Source organism: Halovenus halobia (assembly GCF_051414135.1).
Lineage (GTDB): Archaea > Halobacteriota > Halobacteria > Halobacteriales > Haloarculaceae > Halovenus > Halovenus halobia.
The window spans coordinates 663,366-680,042 of record NZ_JBLKOA010000001.1 but is presented as its reverse complement, the minus strand read 5'-3'; the positions used below and the strand labels follow the sequence as shown (position 1 = coordinate 680,042).

At 59.5% G+C, this 16,677-nt stretch carries 13 protein-coding genes and 1 tRNA gene; 8 read left to right on the top strand and 6 right to left on the bottom strand.

Annotated features, from left to right (window positions below):
- Positions 1 to 7 precede the first annotated feature (7 nt).
- Together gltB and ACMGFM_RS03770 are read right to left on the bottom strand one after the other, a co-directional pair.
- Positions 8 to 4,552: a glutamate synthase large subunit gene (gene gltB, locus ACMGFM_RS03775; protein WP_436901108.1), complete on the bottom strand. Its 4,545-nt coding sequence runs from the start codon at positions 4,550 to 4,552 to the stop codon at positions 8 to 10.
- A 103-nt stretch (positions 4,553 to 4,655) separates the two neighbouring features.
- Entirely contained in the window at positions 4,656 to 5,360 is a 705-nt protein-coding gene (locus tag ACMGFM_RS03770; RefSeq protein WP_436901107.1) for a helix-turn-helix domain-containing protein, read from the bottom strand.
- Between the two features lie 106 nt (positions 5,361 to 5,466).
- Here ACMGFM_RS03770 and ACMGFM_RS03765 point away from each other — a divergent pair, with 106 nt between their 5' ends.
- Positions 5,467 to 6,408 (top strand): ferritin family protein, encoded by a 942-nt coding sequence (locus tag ACMGFM_RS03765; protein WP_436901106.1) that lies wholly within the window; start codon positions 5,467 to 5,469, stop codon positions 6,406 to 6,408.
- Here the strand turns inward: ACMGFM_RS03765 and ACMGFM_RS03760 are convergent.
- Positions 6,405 to 7,151: a hypothetical protein gene (locus ACMGFM_RS03760; RefSeq protein WP_436901105.1), complete on the bottom strand. Its 747-nt coding sequence runs from the start codon at positions 7,149 to 7,151 to the stop codon at positions 6,405 to 6,407. The genes ACMGFM_RS03765 and ACMGFM_RS03760 overlap by 4 nt on opposite strands.
- 171 nt (positions 7,152 to 7,322) lie before the next feature.
- Between ACMGFM_RS03760 and ACMGFM_RS03755 the strand changes: the two genes are divergently transcribed.
- The 3 genes from ACMGFM_RS03755 to ACMGFM_RS03745 are packed head-to-tail and all read left to right on the top strand — an operon-like array spanning position 7,323 to position 8,738.
- Entirely contained in the window at positions 7,323 to 8,237 is a 915-nt protein-coding gene (locus tag ACMGFM_RS03755; RefSeq protein ID WP_436901104.1) for a 3-hydroxyacyl-CoA dehydrogenase family protein, read from the top strand.
- 52 nt (positions 8,238 to 8,289) lie between these two features.
- Positions 8,290 to 8,469: an HVO_2753 family zinc finger protein gene (locus ACMGFM_RS03750; RefSeq protein WP_436901103.1), complete on the top strand. Its 180-nt coding sequence runs from the start codon at positions 8,290 to 8,292 to the stop codon at positions 8,467 to 8,469.
- A gap of 2 nt (positions 8,470 to 8,471) precedes the next feature.
- On the top strand, positions 8,472 to 8,738 hold the full coding sequence (locus ACMGFM_RS03745; RefSeq protein WP_299277745.1) for an elongation factor 1-beta: 267 nt from the start codon (positions 8,472 to 8,474) through the stop codon (positions 8,736 to 8,738).
- On the opposite strand, the gene ACMGFM_RS03740 is transcribed toward ACMGFM_RS03745, so the two are convergent.
- Positions 8,733 to 9,581 (bottom strand): NAD+ synthase, encoded by an 849-nt coding sequence (locus ACMGFM_RS03740; RefSeq protein WP_436901102.1) that lies wholly within the window; start codon positions 9,579 to 9,581, stop codon positions 8,733 to 8,735. The genes ACMGFM_RS03745 and ACMGFM_RS03740 overlap by 6 nt on opposite strands.
- Positions 9,582 to 9,815: 234 nt before the next feature.
- Here ACMGFM_RS03740 and ACMGFM_RS03735 point away from each other — a divergent pair.
- Positions 9,816 to 9,886 (top strand) — tRNA-Gly (locus ACMGFM_RS03735).
- A 397-nt stretch (positions 9,887 to 10,283) separates the two neighbouring features.
- Here the strand turns inward: ACMGFM_RS03735 and ACMGFM_RS03730 are convergent.
- Complete coding sequence (locus tag ACMGFM_RS03730; protein ID WP_436901101.1) at positions 10,284 to 11,243, bottom strand: ABC transporter permease; 960 nt, start codon at positions 11,241 to 11,243, stop codon at positions 10,284 to 10,286.
- Between the two features lie 195 nt (positions 11,244 to 11,438).
- Here ACMGFM_RS03730 and ACMGFM_RS03725 point away from each other — a divergent pair, with 195 nt between their 5' ends.
- Genes ACMGFM_RS03725 through ACMGFM_RS03715 form a run of 3 tightly spaced genes read left to right on the top strand, consistent with a single transcriptional unit; the run spans position 11,439 to position 14,957 of the window.
- Positions 11,439 to 12,647 (top strand): ABC transporter permease, encoded by a 1,209-nt coding sequence (locus ACMGFM_RS03725; RefSeq protein WP_436901100.1) that lies wholly within the window; start codon positions 11,439 to 11,441, stop codon positions 12,645 to 12,647.
- Positions 12,644 to 13,702, top strand: coding sequence for an ABC transporter ATP-binding protein (locus tag ACMGFM_RS03720; protein ID WP_436901099.1), 1,059 nt, complete (start codon positions 12,644 to 12,646; stop codon positions 13,700 to 13,702). Before ACMGFM_RS03725 ends, ACMGFM_RS03720 begins: the two co-directional genes overlap by 4 nt.
- Complete coding sequence (locus ACMGFM_RS03715) at positions 13,695 to 14,957, top strand: oligopeptide/dipeptide ABC transporter ATP-binding protein (protein WP_436901098.1); 1,263 nt, start codon at positions 13,695 to 13,697, stop codon at positions 14,955 to 14,957. The genes ACMGFM_RS03720 and ACMGFM_RS03715 overlap by 8 nt, the downstream gene beginning before the upstream one ends.
- Positions 14,958 to 14,971: 14 nt before the next feature.
- Here ACMGFM_RS03715 and ACMGFM_RS03710 read toward each other — a convergent pair whose 3' ends face one another.
- On the bottom strand, positions 14,972 to 16,660 hold the full coding sequence (locus tag ACMGFM_RS03710) for an NAD+ synthase (protein WP_436901097.1): 1,689 nt from the start codon (positions 16,658 to 16,660) through the stop codon (positions 14,972 to 14,974).
- Positions 16,661 to 16,677 lie beyond the last annotated feature (17 nt).

The window sequence follows — 16,677 nt, the reverse complement described above, 5'->3', positions numbered from 1 at the left end:
CAGAACCTCAGTCTGCGTTCGAGCGCATCGTCGCCGACAGGTCACCCGCTTCGAGCGTTGCGGATTCGGGTAGTTCGTTGCGCACATCGTCGCGCTCGCGGTCCTCGATGATTTCCGCGTAGGCGTCGGGCATGACGCGCGTGAAGTGTTCGAGTTCGTCGTCCCAGTTGGCGAGCAGTTCGTCGGCGCGCTCTGAGTCCGTGTAGGCAGCGTGATTTTCGACCAGTCGGGTCAGCATCTCACGGTCCTTTTCTTCGAGCGTTCCCGACAGCGAGACCATTCCGGTGTTCGCACGCTCGGCGAAGGAGCCGTCGGGGTCGTAGACGTAGGCGACGCCGCCAGACATCCCGGCCGCGAAGTTCTTGCCCGTCTCGCCCAGCACGGCAATCGCACCGCCGGTCATGTACTCACAGCCGTGGTCACCGACTGATTCGACGACGCCTTTGACGCCGGAGTTTCGGACGGCGAAGCGCTCGCCTGCGGCACCGTTGACGTAGCACTCCCCCTGCGTTGCGCCGTACAGCGCGACGTTGCCGGTGATAATGTTCTCGCTGGCGTCGTAGGTTGCCTCCTCAGGTGGCCGGACGACCAGTTTCCCGCCCGACAGTCCCTTGCCGAGGTAGTCGTTGGCGGAGCCGACCAGTTCCATCGTGACACCGTCCTGCGTGAACGCGCCGAAACTCTGGCCTGCGGTGCCGTCGAACCGTACCGTGAGCGTGTCTTCAGGCAGGCCCTCGACACCGTGGTGTGAAGAGATTTCGTTCGACAGCGTCGCGCCGACGGCGCGGTTGACGTTCTCGATTTCCTTCGTGAGCGTCGTCGGCTCACCGTGTTCGATCGCGTCACTCGCCTCGTCGATGAGTTCCCAGTCGAGTTGTTCGTCCACATCGTGGTCTTGCTTCTGGGTCTTGTAGCGGTCGACTCCCTCCGGACGCTCGGGTTCGACCAGCAGCGAGGAGAGGTCGAGTTTCTTCGCTTTCTCCTCGGTAACGTCGTCGCGCTGCTGGAGCATGTCGACGCGACCAATCATCTCTTCGATGGAACTGAATCCGAGTTCAGCCATAATCTCGCGCAGTTCCTGCGCGATGAAGGTCATGTAGTTGATGACATGCTGTGGTTGGCCGGGGAAGCGCTCGCGCAGCTTCTCGTTCTGGGTTGCGATACCGACCGGACAGGTGTTCTCGTGACACTGCCGGGCCATCACACAGCCAGAGGTGACCATCGACGCTGTCCCGAAGGTGTAGCCTTCGGCACCGAGCAGCGCGGCAATTGCAACGTCGCGACCGGTCTTCATTCCGCCATCAGTCGTCACGCGAATCCTGTCTCGCAGACCAGTCTGGCAGAGTAGCTGGTTGGCCTCGGCGACGCCGAGTTCCCACGGAACACCGGCGTTTTTGATGCTCGTTTTCGGCGAGGCTCCGGTCCCGCCGGAGTCACCGGAGATGTGCACGACGTCGGCGTTTGCCTTCGCCACACCAGCCGCGATGATGCCAACGCCAGCCTCTGCGACGAGTTTGACGTTGATGTCTGCGTCGGGGTTCGAGGCCTTCAGGTCGTGAATGAGCTGCTTGAGGTCCTCGATAGAGTAGATATCGTGCAGCGGCGGTGGCGAGATGAGCCCCACGCCTGGCGTTGCGTACCGGACGTGTGCGATCATCTCGTTGACCTTCTTGCCGGGCAGGTGGCCACCCTCGCCGGGTTTGGAGCCCTGTGCCATCTTGATCTGCAGTTCGTCGGCCGCGGTGAGATACGTCGAGGTAACACCGAACCGGCCGGACGCGACCTGCTTGGTGTGTGATTCCTTCTCTGTTCCGAACCGTTCGGGTGGTTCGCCACCTTCGCCGGTGTTGGATTTGCCGCCGATTCGGTTCATCGCGATGGCGTTGTTCTCGTGCATTTCGGGCGACAGCGAGCCGAGTGACATCGCTGCCGTCTCGAAGCGTTCGACGATGGAGTCGACAGGTTGGACCTCCTCGATGTCGATCGATTCGCGGTCTTCGTCGGCGAATTCCAGCAGCCCACGCAGTGTGGCGAGTTGCTCCTGCTGGTTGTTGACCAGTTCAGCGAACTCTTGGTAGGTCTCGTAGTCGCCCTGTCGGACAGCCTGTTGAATCGTGCTGACTGTCTCCGGGTTCCACTGGTGGTAGATGCCACCAGTACGGTTCTCGTACTCGCCGACGCGTTCTATGTCCCCGTCGTTCCAGGCGACTTTGTGACGGTCGAGCAGGTCGGATTCTATCTCGTCGAGTCCAATTCCTTCGGTGCGGTTCTCCGTCCCCTCGAAGTACTCGTCGACGAGCTCTGAGGAGAGGCCGACAGCCTCGAAAATCTGGGCTCCCTGGTAGCTTTCGACCGTCGAAATCCCCATTTTCGCCATCGTCTTGAGCAGTCCGTCCTCGACGGCGTTGATGTAGGCGTCGATGGCTTTGTTCGGGTCTGCGCCGTCAGGGCCAGCAACGAGGTCGGTGATCGTCTGGTAGGAAAGGTACGGGTTGACTGCACCTGCGCCGTAGCCAATCAGCGTCGCGAAGTGATGGACTGCGCGCGGACTGCCTGATTCGAGCACGAGTCCGATATGGTTGCGCTGGCCGTTGCGAACGAGGTGGTGGTGGACGCCGCCCACGGCGAGCAGTGACGGAATCGGCACGCTGTCGGGGTCTGTCGTCCGGTCAGAGAGGACGACGATGTCGTTGTCTTCAGCGGCTTCGGAGGCCGCTTCGCGGACGTTCTCGACGGCAGTTTCGAGGTCAGTCTCTTCGTCGTCGTAGGTGATATCGACGACGGCAGTCGACATGCCGTTCTTACTGACGTTCTTGATGCCGTCCATCTCCTGGTCGGTGAGGACTGGCGAGTCGAGGACGAGTTGGCGGGCGTGTTCCGGCGTCTCGTCGAGCAGGTTGCGCTGGTTGCCCAGTCGCGTTTCCAGACTCGTTACCAGTTCCTCACGAATGTAATCCAGCGGCGGGTTCGAGACCTGTGCGAACAGCTGTTTAAAATACGTAAAGAGCGGCCGGTTGAACTGTGAGAGCACCGACAGTGGCGTGTCGTCACCCATCGAGCCAATCGGGTCTTTCCCCTTCTCGGCCATCGGTTCGAGCAGGTGGTCGATTTCGTCGTAGGTGTAGCCGTGAGTCGCCTGATGCGCACGAAGTTCATCGACTGAGTGCTGTGGCGTGTTGTCGTCGTCGGGTGAGATGTCCTCGATTTCGACCTGTTCCTGTTCGACCCACTCACCGTACTTGTCGTCGACGAGGCCCTCGAAGACTTCCTCGTCGGGGACAATTCGGCCCTTCTCCGGGTCGGCGAGGAAACACTGGCCGGGCGAGAGTCGGCCGCGCTCGCGGATTTCACTCTCGTCGTAGTTGAGCGCGCCAACCTCCGAGGACATGACGAGTGTGTTGTCCTTCAGTACGTCGTAGCGGCAGGGCCGGAGTCCGTTGCGGTCCAGCACTGCACCGACGCGTTCGCCATCAGTGGCTGCAACCAGCGCTGGGCCGTCCCACGGTTCGACCAGCGAGGCGTGATAGTCGTAAAACTCGCGACGCTGGCCCGAAACGTTGTTCTGGTCACCGCGCCACGCTTCCGGAATGAGCGTTCGGAGCGCGTGTGGGAGCGAGCGTCCGGACTCCATCAGGAGTTCGAGCGCGTTGTCGACGCTTGCGGTATCAGACTGGTTCGGGTCGTCGATAATCGGCTTTATTTTCTCGATATCGTCACCGAATGCCTCGTCCTGAATGTCCGTCTCACGGGCGCGCATCCAGTTTATGTTGCCCTGAATCGTGTTGAACTCGCCGTTGTGGATGATGTTGCGGTACGGGTGGGCGAGGTGCCACGCGCCGAGTGTATTCGTCGAGAAACGGGCGTGGATCATCGCAAACGTCGAGCGCATCCGGTCGTCGGAGAGGTCGGGGAAGTAGTCCTCCACCTGCTCGGCCTTGAGCAGTCCCTTGTAGACGACTGTTTTGCGGTCCATCGAGACAATGTAGAAGCGGTCGCTGCCGTCTGGGGCTTCGTCTTCGATAGTGGTTTCGACGACGCTTCGGCCGACGTATAGCTGGCGGCCGAATTCATCCTCGCTCACGTCGTCCTGAGAGGTAACGAAAATCTGCTCGATTTCGGGTTCGGAGTCCAGTGCGGTCTGTCCCAGTCCGTCGTTGTTTGTCGGAACCGTTCGCCAGGCGAGGACGTCGAGTCCTTCCTCCTCCAGTAGCTCTTCGACGCGGGTTTTCAGTGCTGCGCGGGCTTCGTCTTCTTGTGGGAGAAAGAGCGAGCCAACGGCATACTCACCGGGGTCCGGGAGGTCCACGTCCAAACTGTCAGCAAAAAACTCGTGTGGAATCTGCAGGAGAATACCAGCACCGTCACCAGTTTCTTTTTCGGCACCAGTCGTCCCGCGATGTTCCATACATTCGACAAGTTCGAGTCCGTCGCGTACGACCTCGTGGCTCGTCCCGCCATCGAGGTCCATCACGACGCCAACCCCGCAGTTCGACCGTGCGTCTGCGGGGTCTGCGAGACCGTCCTGACCAGTCTCCATGCGTCGGTCTGTCATATCACAAGTACACAAGTGCCCCAGCCATATCAGGCTATTCCTGAAATAGGCTTGCTGTCCTATACCGAAATAAGGTGGTATAATGCCACTAATATGTCCTCGCTCAGGCAACTGAAGGGACGAGTTCACCGAGCACTCGTGCTTCGATTTTACGGAGGTGCTCACCGACCGTAACTGGCGCAATGTTGAGTTCGTTTGCCAGTTCCTCGTGGGTCGTCTCCCGGGGAACACTGTAATAGCCGGCCTCGACTGCAGTCCTGAGGATATCCTGCTGGCGCGGGGTCAACTGAGAGTACAGCGTTCTCGCTCTGGGCTGGTACTCGCCCGTGGCGAGCAGTTCCGTCTCGACTTGCTCCGGAAGACTGCCAACGGCGTCGGTAATCGTCGGTTGGTCACCGATGACCCGGACGGTAATACCGCCTGCTGAGAGACACTCGATCGGTGTATCGATGACGAGGCTGTGCTCCTGTGGCAACCGAAACACCGACAGCATCGTCTCCGGAGGGTCGATGTGGATGTGAGTATGCAGGGTCTGCTGGCTGTCGGCACCGTTCGAGTGACCCCGGGCAGTATCAGCGCTGGATTCAGGTGAGAGAGTGTAGGCCAGCACATCCTGGTCCGACGAAAGCACCGCCTCGACCTGTGATTGTCTGCCCTGAAGTTCGTACAGTACCACGACAGTGCCGTCGTCGAGTTGGTTGACGTGATGGATGGCAGTTCGCTGGACAGCACCGCTGTCGACCAGTTTTCGGTCTGCTGGGTGAAATCCCTCGGGGCCGGGATAAAGGCTGACCTCCGCGTAGCGCATAGCATCTCGATTGTGGGCCAACACATTAAATATCCCTGTCAGGAGTCTCACACCGGGCTCTTAAATGAACAGTCAATACGCGGCAGTATACCGAGGTGGCTGAAGCGTGTCAATACAGGTGATGTCCACAGACGACCGTTTGGGGATGCAACTTGACGACGACGCACTGTCACAGGAGTACTTCACGAACGCGGTGTACCGTCACTGGGACCCGGGGGCAATTGAGGGGCTGGATACTGACCACGACCGGTTGGTCGAGTGGAATCCCGAAGAGCCAGCGTTCGAGGCACTGCGCCGGACCGTCGCTCGGTTCGGCGCGGGAGAGGAATCAGTTACGGAGGACCTGATGCCACTGGCACAGGTCACCGAGGATATCAACGACCAGATGTTCCTCTCCAGCCAGATTTACGAGGAGGCCAAACACACCAAATTTTTCGACCGCTACTGGCGGGAGGTAATCGACCCTGCGGCCGAGGAACTCGGGTTCGAGCGGACCGCACCGACTGCCGAGCAGTATTTCAACGCCCAGTACAACGAACTCTTCGAGCGCACTGAGGCGGCGATGAGCCGACTACTGACCGAGGATACGCCGAGAAATCGTGTCGAGGCGTACTGTCACTACCACCTGGCGATCGAGTCGGTACTCGCACAGACTGGCTACTACGGCATCCAGTCCTCGTTTTCCGACAGCGGCAGTGACGAGGTAACTGACGAGCAGTTCGCCGAACTGCCGGGCCTGGTCAATGGTATCACCAAAATCAGAAGCGACGAGGGCCGCCATGTCGGGTTCGGGATGTCGAAGGTGCGGGAGTACGTCCAGGAGGGGACGGTCGACGAGGCAATCGTTCAGGATACCCTGCAAGAACTGCTCCCCTTCGTCGCGGGGACGGTGACTGACCTCGGCGAAAATATGAATCCGGACCCACTCGTTGAGTATGCTTCTGACAAACTTTCCCGGCGTATCGAGATCATCGCCGACGCGGACGCAGACGTCCCACCAGTCGACGAGCTTGTCGACATCGACGGGGCCGTGGCTGCGTCGGACTAGAGGCCAGCGAGATTCTGTCGGAGTTTGATCGTTGCGGTCATCAGCGCAGTCGCGGTCATAATGAGAAAGACCAGCTGGACGTGAAGAACGATTGTCCGGTCAGTGCCCAGTGGGATCGCGAGTGCGACGATACTCACGAGCGCACCGAAGGTCAGCACCGGAAGCAGGTGTCTGACCAGCGAATCGAGCATGGTCCCCTGCAGTCGCGTACTCGAGGTCTGTCGCTGGAAGTAAAAGACACCGTAGGCGAGAAATCCGATTCCAGTGAGTGCCTGTACGAGTGCGGTGATAGTGGATTCTCCGGTGATGAGCGTCAGAGCACTGTACAGCACAATTCCACCGATGAATCCCAGTCGTACTGCTTGGTCAATCTGTGTGATATTCGAGGTAACGCCGCCGGCCGCAGTAACCGAAATCTGGCGCAGTGAGAGCACGAGAAAGAAAATCATCGCGAGCCAGATCCCATTTTTTGGGGTGATGCGAATCGACGTGACGATTTCGAGTACCCAGACTAGCGCGTAGATGGCCCCGAGCGCGCCGATAAACTGCAGGTAGCCCCAGATCTGTTGCTGGGATTCGATTCGGGACTGGCGCATGTTCCGGTTCGCATAGTACGAGAATCGCAGTCCGAGTGCCGCGAGTAACGACACGCCGAGGAAGGTAATAAATGTCAACGTGGAGTCGTCTTCGACGAGAAAGACGCCAAACTCAACGAGGAGGACGCCCGCTCCAACACTGTTCATGCTCTGAGCTCCATGGTATCACTCGATGACTGCAACGGTGCGACCGAGTTACCGCACCATTCTCTGTGGAGGTGCTTTTATGTTTGGGGCCTGCCCCGCTGGACGTGTCACCGCACGGGTAGCCATCCCGGCCCACAAACGCTTACAGTGCTTGGGTTGCTCAGAGGGTGTATGAACGTTGCAGTGCTCGGGACGGGGGCGACAGGACGGGATATCGCCGTCCGGTGTGCACAGGCAGGTTCCGCCGTTAGTTTACAGGCCGACGACGCAACCGCGGCGATGGACCGCGTCGACGACATCGAAGGGGTATTGATCAACGCAGTCGAGTCCGGGCGCATTACCGAGAGTCGGAAAGACGAAGCACTCTCACAGCTCGAAGCGACGACAGACCTCAGTAGTGCCACTGCTGGAGCTGAGGTTGTCTTCGACACAGCGACAACTGAGGCCGAGGCGCTTCAGGAGCGATTCGCAGTGGTTGAATCGGCCGTCGAGCAAGAGACGCTGATCGTCACCACACAGCCCGGTGTCTCGGTGACCGCCGCCGCGGCCGGACTCCGCCATCCCGACCGGGCGCTCGGCATGCACTTCGTCGACGCCCCCGAGGCTGCAGTGGTCGAGCTGATTGTTCCCGATGGCGCTGACGAGGAGGCTGTCGAACGCGCAGAGTCGTTCGTCTCAGACCTCGGTGCAACGCCGATTCGCGTCCGAGACACACCAGGGCTTGTCTCCGCGAGAGTTCGGTTGGCTATCGAAGCCGAAGCGATGCGGACTGTCGAAGACGACGCTGCAAGTGTCGACGGCGTCGATACCATTCTCAAAGAAGGTTACAAGTATCCCGAAGGACCACTCGCCAGGGCGGACCGGGTGGGACTCGACAAGCGACTTGAAACGCTGTCGACGCTCACCGAGGCGCTCGGGCCGCGATTCGAGCCGCCAGCAATTCTCGAACGACTCGTCGAAGAGGGCAAAACAGGGGCAAGCACGGGTGAAGGATTCTATCACTGGGAGCGAAACGAACCGGTCGAACCCGCCGTCGAGACTGAGCGACTACCGACGGGCCAGCCGAGTGATCCGACGACCCGCTGAGCGGTCAACGGACTTGGTAAGGGTTAAAACCGGGGCTGCGGTATAGCTCTACATGAGCAAGAGTCAATCAGACCAGTCACAGAAGTGCGTCTCCTGTGGCATCCGCATCGCGGGCACCAACGCCGCGACGTTCGCGTGTCCAGAGTGTGACCACGAGATTCACCGCTGTGCAACGTGTCGCAAACAGAGCAACCTCTATCAGTGTCCTGACTGTGGATTCACGGGGCCATAACAATGGGAAAAGTAGCAGCCGCAATCAAGGTCATGCCGCAGTCCCCAGAGATCGATCTGGACGTACTGCAGGAGCGACTCGAGCAGAACCTCCCGGAGGGCGCGAAAATCAACGGCTTCGACCGTGACGAAGTCGCATTCGGTCTGACGGCGCTCATCCCGACGGTTATTGTCCCCGACGAATCCGGTGGGACGGAAGCTGTCGAAGAAGCCTTCCAGGGCGTCGAAGGAGTAGAGAGCGTCTCCGTCGAAGACGTCGGTCGCCTATAACGAGCGGTTCTGCGGTCCGGGCGGTGCGCGGCGCTTGTGCGCACTTGCCTCGTGTATTGTTCTGACGTTTTCTACGACAGCCTCGCGTACACCGAGTTCACGAGCGGTCGCTGTCGTCGAAAGTGGGCCGTCGATGTGTAGCGCCAGAATCGAATCGAGTGTCTCGTACTCAACGCCGAGTTCGGCCTCGTCGGTCTGGTCAGCCCAGAGTTCGGCGGTTGCTGTTTTGCTTGCCAGGTCTTCAGGCACGCCGACGTGGCGGGCAAGCTGGCGGACCTGTCCTTTGTAGAGATTCGCGATAGGATGGCAGTCGACAGCGCCGTCGCCGTACTTTGTGAAGTAGCCAACAGCGGCCTCGCTGCGGTTGCCAGTCCCGAGGACGAGGCCGTTCCGGCGGTTTGCCTCGAAGTATCCAACGACGGCACGGAGTCTGGCGCGGAGATTCCCGACTGCTGTTTGGGTCGTGTCGTCTGGCTGCTCACCGGCGCTGACGTGTGGATTCGCGTCGAGGACAGCCTCCACCAGCGGGTCAATTTCGATGACGTCGTACTCGATATCGAGGAGGTCCTTCGCGACGCGCTCGCCATCGCTGGTGTTCTCTTTGGAATTGATGGTGCTCGGAAGGACGAGGCCGTAGACCGCTCCACTCCCGAGTGCTTCGACGGCGAGGTAGGCCGTGAGCGTACTGTCGATACCGCCTGAGAGTGCGATGACGGCCACGTCTGCACCCGCAGCCTCGTACTGTTCGGTGATGAACGCGGTGATGTGCTCGCGGTGCGTTTCGAGTTCAGCCTCGGAGAGTCTCAAATTCAGTGGCGTGTCTGCGCTGGCAATTTCAGGCATAGTTGTTCCTTGGGAGTCCGTTACAAAAAGTAGGCTGTGTTTGACTGAAGAGAAAAGCATAAGCGAAGCAGTGATATAGATATATTTGCCTCAAAGAGCGACGTGCGCCGGTGGTGAGCAAATCCGTTGGGATTTGCGAGCCTCGGCGCGAACGAGCGAAGCGAGTGAGCGCCGGTGGTGAGACGAACGCAGTTCGTCGAACTACGGGGCACGAGTGAACGACGTGAGCGACGTGCGCCGGTGGTCTAGTGGTAGGACATGAGCTTCCCAAGCTCATAGCCCGGGTTCAATTCCCGGCCGGCGCAGTACCGACACGAACGCCAGTGAGTGTCGTGTACGAGCAGCCGGGAATTGAAGTAGAGCAGTCGCGCGCAGCGAAGTGAGCACGTCTGCGCGTGGTTCAATTCCCGGCCGGCGCATGCGAGACGCGAACGCCAGTGAGCGTCTCGATTCTGCGAACGGGGAACGGAGTGACCCGTGAGCGCTCCCGTTGGTCGTTTGCCGCCCGTTGTCCTGCTCGCTTTGCTCGCAGGACTCCCGACTGACTCCGTCAGTCGACGTTCACCTCACGCTGTTCGGTGAACTCCCGGCCGGCGCATGCGCGACGCGAACAAAGTGAGCGTCTCGAAAAGCGAACGGGGAACGAAGTGACCCGTGAGCACTCCCGTTGGTCGTTCGCCACCTGTTCTTGTTCCTCCATCATCACTCGTTATCGATGCGCGGGTCAAGATACTGGTAGGAAAGGTCCTGAATTACGTTCCCGAATACGCCAACAAAAATCAACACGACTGTACCGCCGAGTAACACCGGCAAGTCCCGAACATTAATCGCTTTGAAGAACACCAGACCGAATCCTTCGATTCCAAACACAATTTCAATCAAGAAGATGCTCAACACAAGCAGGCCGATAACCTCGGTGAACAGCATCGAAAACAGCGGGATAACAGCATTTCTGGCGACGTGGCGTGCGACTACCACCGGGCCGGCGCCTTTCGCCCGAACGAGCGTGACGAAATCCGCCGAGACGTGTTCGAGCGCGTACGCCCGGGAGTAACTGACGTATCCGCCGAGCAGCGTCATCGTCACCAGCAACACGGGGACGATATACTCGAATACAAACGGGGAGTGTCCAATTACTCCCTGCTCTGCAGCGCCGAGCAACAGCCCACCGACCCAGAAACTGGGGAGTGCAAAGAAGAGATAGGCACCAGCACGGCTCAGATTACTAACCCGACTCTCTGGATACAGCGCAGCGTACATTCCGATGGTCGTCCCGATGGCAATTGCCAAGACCACCGCTGGAACGACGTACAGTGCCGTTCTGGCTACCGCGCCAGTGATGAGTGGAAACACTGCGTCTCCTGTCTCGAACGAGTTCCCCCAATTTAGCGTCAGCATATTGCCCATCCAGTCGATGTAAATATCCTCCAGTGGGCGGTCGAGATCACGCGCTGCCAGATACTCCTGTACTGCTCTGTTCGCCTGTTCGTTGGCTTCCTCGACGTTGCCACCGGGGCCTGCTGCAAAGATAATACCGCCAGCAATTCGGTCCGCAACCCAGTTGTTCGTGGCAGTAAACGCCAGAAACACGACTGTCAGAACTGACCACGCAGTGATGAGGCCGGTGACCAGACGCTTGGTGACGATTTTGAGTGCCTTCATCTGTCAGAATTGTTCGTTCAACGGAACCAGAACACTGTTTCCAGACGATTCTGGCTTTTAATACATAAATCTACAGGCCGTGTTACTGACTGTTTGTCTCTGGGCCGGGTTTTATACATACGAGAGATATATCAGACATAACCTGCGCATAGTATCCCAGATGTTTCCGTTGCAAAAAATCAGCAACCGACTGCAATGAGTGAGAGTCAGGACACGCCACAGTTCGAGTCAGTCGACTGGGAGCAAGTCGAGAGATCGAGACAGATCCTGACCCCGGCACGAGCGCTGCTGGCGGCCTGGCTCGTCGTCGTTGCTCTGTTATATCTGTACGACAGCAGAGTTGCACACGTCTACCTCGTCGCAGACTGGAGCGTTGACCGGCTCGAATGGCTGTTTTTGATCGCCGTCGGGATTATTGTGTCCTACATCGGTGTGCCGGCAGCTCAGAACCGCGAGCAGGTTCGACGAGTGGCCCGGGCACTGCGTTCGAGTTGGCTCGCCAAATTCGCGGCTGTCTACCTCGGGATGTTCGTCCTTGTCGGAATACTCGCGCCGTTTGTGCTGCCGGAGGTATTACTGAACCCTGGCTACCACTACAATCCGCCGGCTGGGTTGATTAGTCACGTCCACCGAGGGTGTGCGGGTCCAGAACAGTACCGAGGATTTACGAGCGTCTGCCGGGGGACGTTACGATTCCCGCTCGGTACAGGCAGCCTCGGTAAACGGGTCGAACATCTCGTGATTGCTGGGACTCGGCCAGCGCTGTACGTACTCACAATCGGCGGATTGCTGGTCGTTCCGATTGCGACTATCGTTGGCGTCGCGGCTGGATTGCGCGGCGGGATACTCGACAAACTCCTGTTGACGTACGTCGATTTGCAGCTGTCAATCCCTGCAATTTTGATTTATTTCGTTGCCTTCCTCACTGTCGCTAGTGGGGCGTCGTTGCTGCTGTTTCTGGTCGCATTCGGATTGCTCAGTTGGGGTGGACTCGCAAGGCTCGTCAGGAGTGAAGTCATCCAGCGTCGAGGACAGGGCCACGTCACCGTGGCGCGGAGTCTGGGTGCCTCGGAATCGTACATCGCGAAGCGACACATCGTCCCGAATATCACCAACACACTGCTCCCGGCAATTACACACGTACTGGCGCTGTTGTTGTTCTATGAGGCTGGACTGGCGTTTCTGGGATTTTACGATATCAGTGTCCAGTCGTGGGGCCAGACCATCGGACAATCTATCGACGCATCGATTCCCTCGTCACACATCGCACGACCGGATGTTGCAGGGTTCCAAATCTGGTGGGTGTCGACGTTCCCTGCGCTGGCGCTGACGCTGACGATGCTCTCGCTGAAAGTTGTCGGCGACACGCTACGGGACGCGCTCGACCCTCGGGGTGAACAATGAGTTCGGACTCGTTGCTCACCGTTGAGGGCCTGCGAACACATATCGAAACCGAGGACAGAACAGTTCGCGCCGTCGACGGTGTAAGTTTCGAGGTTGAGCGGGGTGAGACAGTCTGTGTCGTCGGTGAATCTGGCAGTGGTAAAAGCGTCACCTGCGAATCGCTGACTGGAATTGTGCCGAGACCACCGGCCGAAATCGTCGACGGCTCAATCACATTCGATGGCGAGTCACTGGCAGACGCAGACCAGCGCCTGCTCCGAGAAATCAGAGGAAATCGAATCGCACACATCTTTCAAAATCCACAGCAAGCACTCGACCCAGTCTACGCTGTCGGTGACCAAATCATCGAGGCGATTGAACTCCACGGCAACGCCGACAACGCCCGTGAACGAGCCGTCTCGTTGTTGCGAAAAGTGGGCATCCCCGACGCCGAAAACCGTGTTAACGACTATCCACACGAATTTTCTGGTGGAATGGCACAGCGCGTCGCTATCGCCATCGCACTGGCGGCCGACCCCGACCTGCTGATTGCAGACGAACCGACGACGGCCGTCGACGTGACAGTACAGGCCCGGCTCATCGAACTCCTGCGGAGGCTGACCGGCGAGGGGATGTCGCTCCTGCTCGTGACCCACGATTTCAGAGTTGTGGCCTCGATGGCCGACCGCGTGCTGGTGATGTTCGGCGGAACAATCGTCGAGCGAGGCTCCGTCGAATCGGTTTTCGAGACGCCAGCACACCCCTATACGCAGACCTTGTTCGAGAGCTACGATGGTCTCTCTCAGCGGGCCCACCGATACGCCCGTGACCAAATTCCGTCTGACGGCTGCCGGTTCCGTCTGGGCTGTCCGTACGCCGTCGACGGGTGTGAGGGCGGTGAGCAACCACCATTCGAATCCGTCGAAGCGACCACCAGCGAGCATAGCGTGTCCTGTGTACATTACGGCGACGGCAACCCCAACGAGATACTGGACAACGCCGACCGAATCGCCGCGACGATGGGTACTGGTGAATCAGGCTCAAACGGAGCCAACAGAGGGTCCGACGATGAGTGACTCCACTGACCCACTCCTCACGGTGGATGAATTGAAGACCCATTACATTATCCGAGAAGGTTGGCTGCAGCGAGAGGTTGGTCGTGTCCGGGCCGTTGACGGCGTCTCATTCAGTATCGAGACTGGCGAAGCACTCGGCCTTGTCGGCGAGTCAGGCAGCGGCAAGTCCACGGTTGCACGGACGATTTTGCAACTAGAGGAGGCGACTGAGGGCGAAGTCCGATTTGAGGGTTCGCCGGTCTCAGAACTCACCGGTGAGGAGTTACGCTCCTTTCAGCGTCGGGTGCAACTTATTGTCCAGGACCCTAACGAGGCATTCAGCCCCCGGATGACTATCGGCGAGGCTGTCGCCGAGCCGTTACGATTACACGGACTCTCTGACCACGACCGTCGTGAGGCTATCGTCGAGGACTTGCTCGAACGCGTTGGCTTATCGGCGGCGGACACGAGTCGGTATCCCCACGAGTTTTCAGGCGGCGAAAAACAGCGCATTGCGATTGCTCGTTCGCTGGTTACAAACCCAGATGTCATCATTGCCGACGAGCCAACAAGCGCACTTGATAGTCGTGTCCAGTCTGATGTGCTGGCGCTACTCGACCGAATCCGCCGAGAGTACGATGTGGCAGTGTTGCTAATCAGTCACGATATCGACGTTGTTCGCCTGTTCTGTGACCGAGTCGCGGTGATGTATCTCGGCGAAATTGTCGAACGCGGCGCCGTTTCGACGGTGCTTGATGAGCCAGCTCATCCCTACACACGGGTGTTGCTCGAGTCAGTGCCCAGCCTCGATCCGACGGAGAGGACACTCGCACGGCCGCTGACAGAGACAATCCCGGACCCCGCCGACCCACCCGGTGGCTGTCGATTCCACACGCGCTGTCCAGAGCTAATTCCGCCAGACAGTGTCGACCTTCCAACGTCAGTCTGGCGGGCAGTTGCGGAGTTTCGATTCACGTTGCAGGCAGGAGAGTTGCCAGACGAAGTGGCCGAGGCAGAGGCGAAGAGTACTGTTCGCGAGTACTTCTCCATTCCCGACCACATTGGTGACGAGTCGATTGCAAAGGCGGTCGAGACTGCAACTGGCGCAGTCGTGGGCGGAGATGTCGAGACAGCCGTCCAGACGCTCGCAGCCGTGACTGAGACGGTCTGCGAACGAGAGTCACCGGCGGCACGTGTCGACGGTCGGCCGGTCGCCTGTCACCGCTACGATGAAACGGTGGGTGGCAAGCCGCTCACACGTGACGGCCAAAATTAAACTGTACGTGCAGGTCAATCAGTTGGCTCGGATTCGATAACAGCTTCGTAGCTCGCCGCAATCGGGTACTTCCAGCCACGGTCGAAGGATTTCTCAGTAATCCGCAACGGCGGCGGCGTCTGCCAGCGCTTGAACTCCGAGCGAGCGATTCGCGTCAGCGCCTCTTCAACAACCCAGTCGGGATACTCCGCCCGGAGGTCCGAGCCCGGGGCCTGGCCGTGGATATACGAGCGCAGCACCGGGTCCAGTTGGTCGTACGGCGGCAGTTCGTCCGCGTCTGTCTGGTCCTCTTTGAGTTCCGCAGTGGGGGCTTTGTCGATAACACGCTCGGGAATCACAGCCTCCGAGCCGACTGGTGGGTTGTCGTTGTAGTACTCTGCGAGGTCGTAGACGAGCGTTTTGTAACAGTCGCCCAGTGGCGCGAGTGCGCCGACGGTGTCACCGTATAGTGTGCAGTACCCGACCGCGGCCTCGCTTTTGTTGTCAGGCGTCAGAACGAACGCGTCGCGAGCGTTGGCGAGTGTCATCAGGACCACGCCACGAGCGCGGGCCTGAATGTTCTCGGCCGCCAGTCCAGTAACGGTTTCCTCCGTTGCGGATTCGATAGTGGATTCGAGCGTTTCGACAGCGCCACCGACGGGAACGACATCGAACTCGATGCCGAGGTTCTCCGCGACTGCGCGGGCGTCGTCGATACTCTCCGAACTCGTCACGGTACTCGGAAGCGAGACGCCGTAGACGTGGTCGGCACCGAGTGCGTCGACTGCGAGGACCGTCGCAACTGTCGAGTCGATTCCTCCAGACATTCCAACAACGACGTCCGAAAAGCCCGTTTTCGCCATGTAGTCTGCCAACCCGAGCGAGAGGGCATTGTGGGCCTGCGCAGGGCGAGAGTCACGCATTGTCGGTTCGTCTCCGCCGTTCTGGAAGGGGTCGACAGTCACCGTCGACTCCTCGAACGCGGGAAGTCGTTCGATGACCTCTCCCGCCTCGTCGACGACCAGCGAGTTACCGTCGAAAATGAGGTCGTCGTTGCCACCGACCTGGTTGGCAAAGACGACAGGGACGCCGGCGTTCGTGGCGTGGTCACTGAATCGCTCCACCCGGCGACTGGGTTTGTCGAGGCTGAATGGGCTGGCCGACAGCGTTACGATTACGTCAGCACCAACGTCGGCCAGTTCGGCCAGTGGGTCAGTCCCGTGGCGGCGCTTGCCAGTTATCGACGCGTCGTGCCAAGCGTCCTCGCAGATACTCAGCCCAACCGACACGCCGTCGATATCGACCGTGACTGGTTGCTCGCCGGGCTCGAAATACCGGTGTTCGTCGAAGATGTCGTAGGTCGGGAGCAGTCGTTTGGCGTAGCGGGCCTGCTGTTCGCCATCGGCCAGCACCACGGCCCCGTTCTGCAACGGCGGGCCAGTGGGGGAGGGTGAGTCGACGGCAGCGCCGACGACCACCGCCGGTCCATCCGCGGTGGCTGCTGCGAGTTCTTCGAGGGCCGCTTCCTCTGCGGCAAGGACGCCGTTGCGGTGCAGCAGGTCTCGCGGCGGATAGCCAAGCAAGGCGAGTTCCGGCGTTACGACGAGGTCTGCACCCGCCTGTGCGGCCTGCTCGATTTCACTGACAAGTGTCTCGAGGTTGTCGGCCACGTCGCCGACGGTCGGGTCGTGCTGGAGCAGGCCCACGTGAAACGATCGTGGCATTCGAACCGATAGTTGGT

What these genes read in the sequence shown, in the direction of transcription:
- gltB (WP_436901108.1), bottom strand. Translation starts at nt 4,552, where the DNA reads ATGACAGACCGACGCATGGAGACTGGTCAGGACGGTCTCGCAGACCCC.
- ACMGFM_RS03770 (WP_436901107.1), bottom strand. Translation starts at nt 5,360, where the DNA reads ATGCGCTACGCGGAGGTCAGCCTTTATCCCGGCCCCGAGGGATTTCAC.
- ACMGFM_RS03760 (WP_436901105.1), bottom strand. Translation starts at nt 7,151, where the DNA reads ATGAACAGTGTTGGAGCGGGCGTCCTCCTCGTTGAGTTTGGCGTCTTT.
- ACMGFM_RS03755 (WP_436901104.1), top strand. Translation starts at nt 7,323, where the DNA reads ATGAACGTTGCAGTGCTCGGGACGGGGGCGACAGGACGGGATATCGCC.
- ACMGFM_RS03750 (WP_436901103.1), top strand. Translation starts at nt 8,290, where the DNA reads ATGAGCAAGAGTCAATCAGACCAGTCACAGAAGTGCGTCTCCTGTGGC.
- ACMGFM_RS03745 (WP_299277745.1), top strand. Translation starts at nt 8,472, where the DNA reads ATGGGAAAAGTAGCAGCCGCAATCAAGGTCATGCCGCAGTCCCCAGAG.
- ACMGFM_RS03740 (WP_436901102.1), bottom strand. Translation starts at nt 9,581, where the DNA reads ATGCCTGAAATTGCCAGCGCAGACACGCCACTGAATTTGAGACTCTCC.
- ACMGFM_RS03730 (WP_436901101.1), bottom strand. Translation starts at nt 11,243, where the DNA reads ATGAAGGCACTCAAAATCGTCACCAAGCGTCTGGTCACCGGCCTCATC.
- ACMGFM_RS03725 (WP_436901100.1), top strand. Translation starts at nt 11,439, where the DNA reads ATGAGTGAGAGTCAGGACACGCCACAGTTCGAGTCAGTCGACTGGGAG.
- ACMGFM_RS03720 (WP_436901099.1), top strand. Translation starts at nt 12,644, where the DNA reads ATGAGTTCGGACTCGTTGCTCACCGTTGAGGGCCTGCGAACACATATC.
- ACMGFM_RS03715 (WP_436901098.1), top strand. Translation starts at nt 13,695, where the DNA reads ATGAGTGACTCCACTGACCCACTCCTCACGGTGGATGAATTGAAGACC.
- ACMGFM_RS03710 (WP_436901097.1), bottom strand. Translation starts at nt 16,660, where the DNA reads ATGCCACGATCGTTTCACGTGGGCCTGCTCCAGCACGACCCGACCGTC.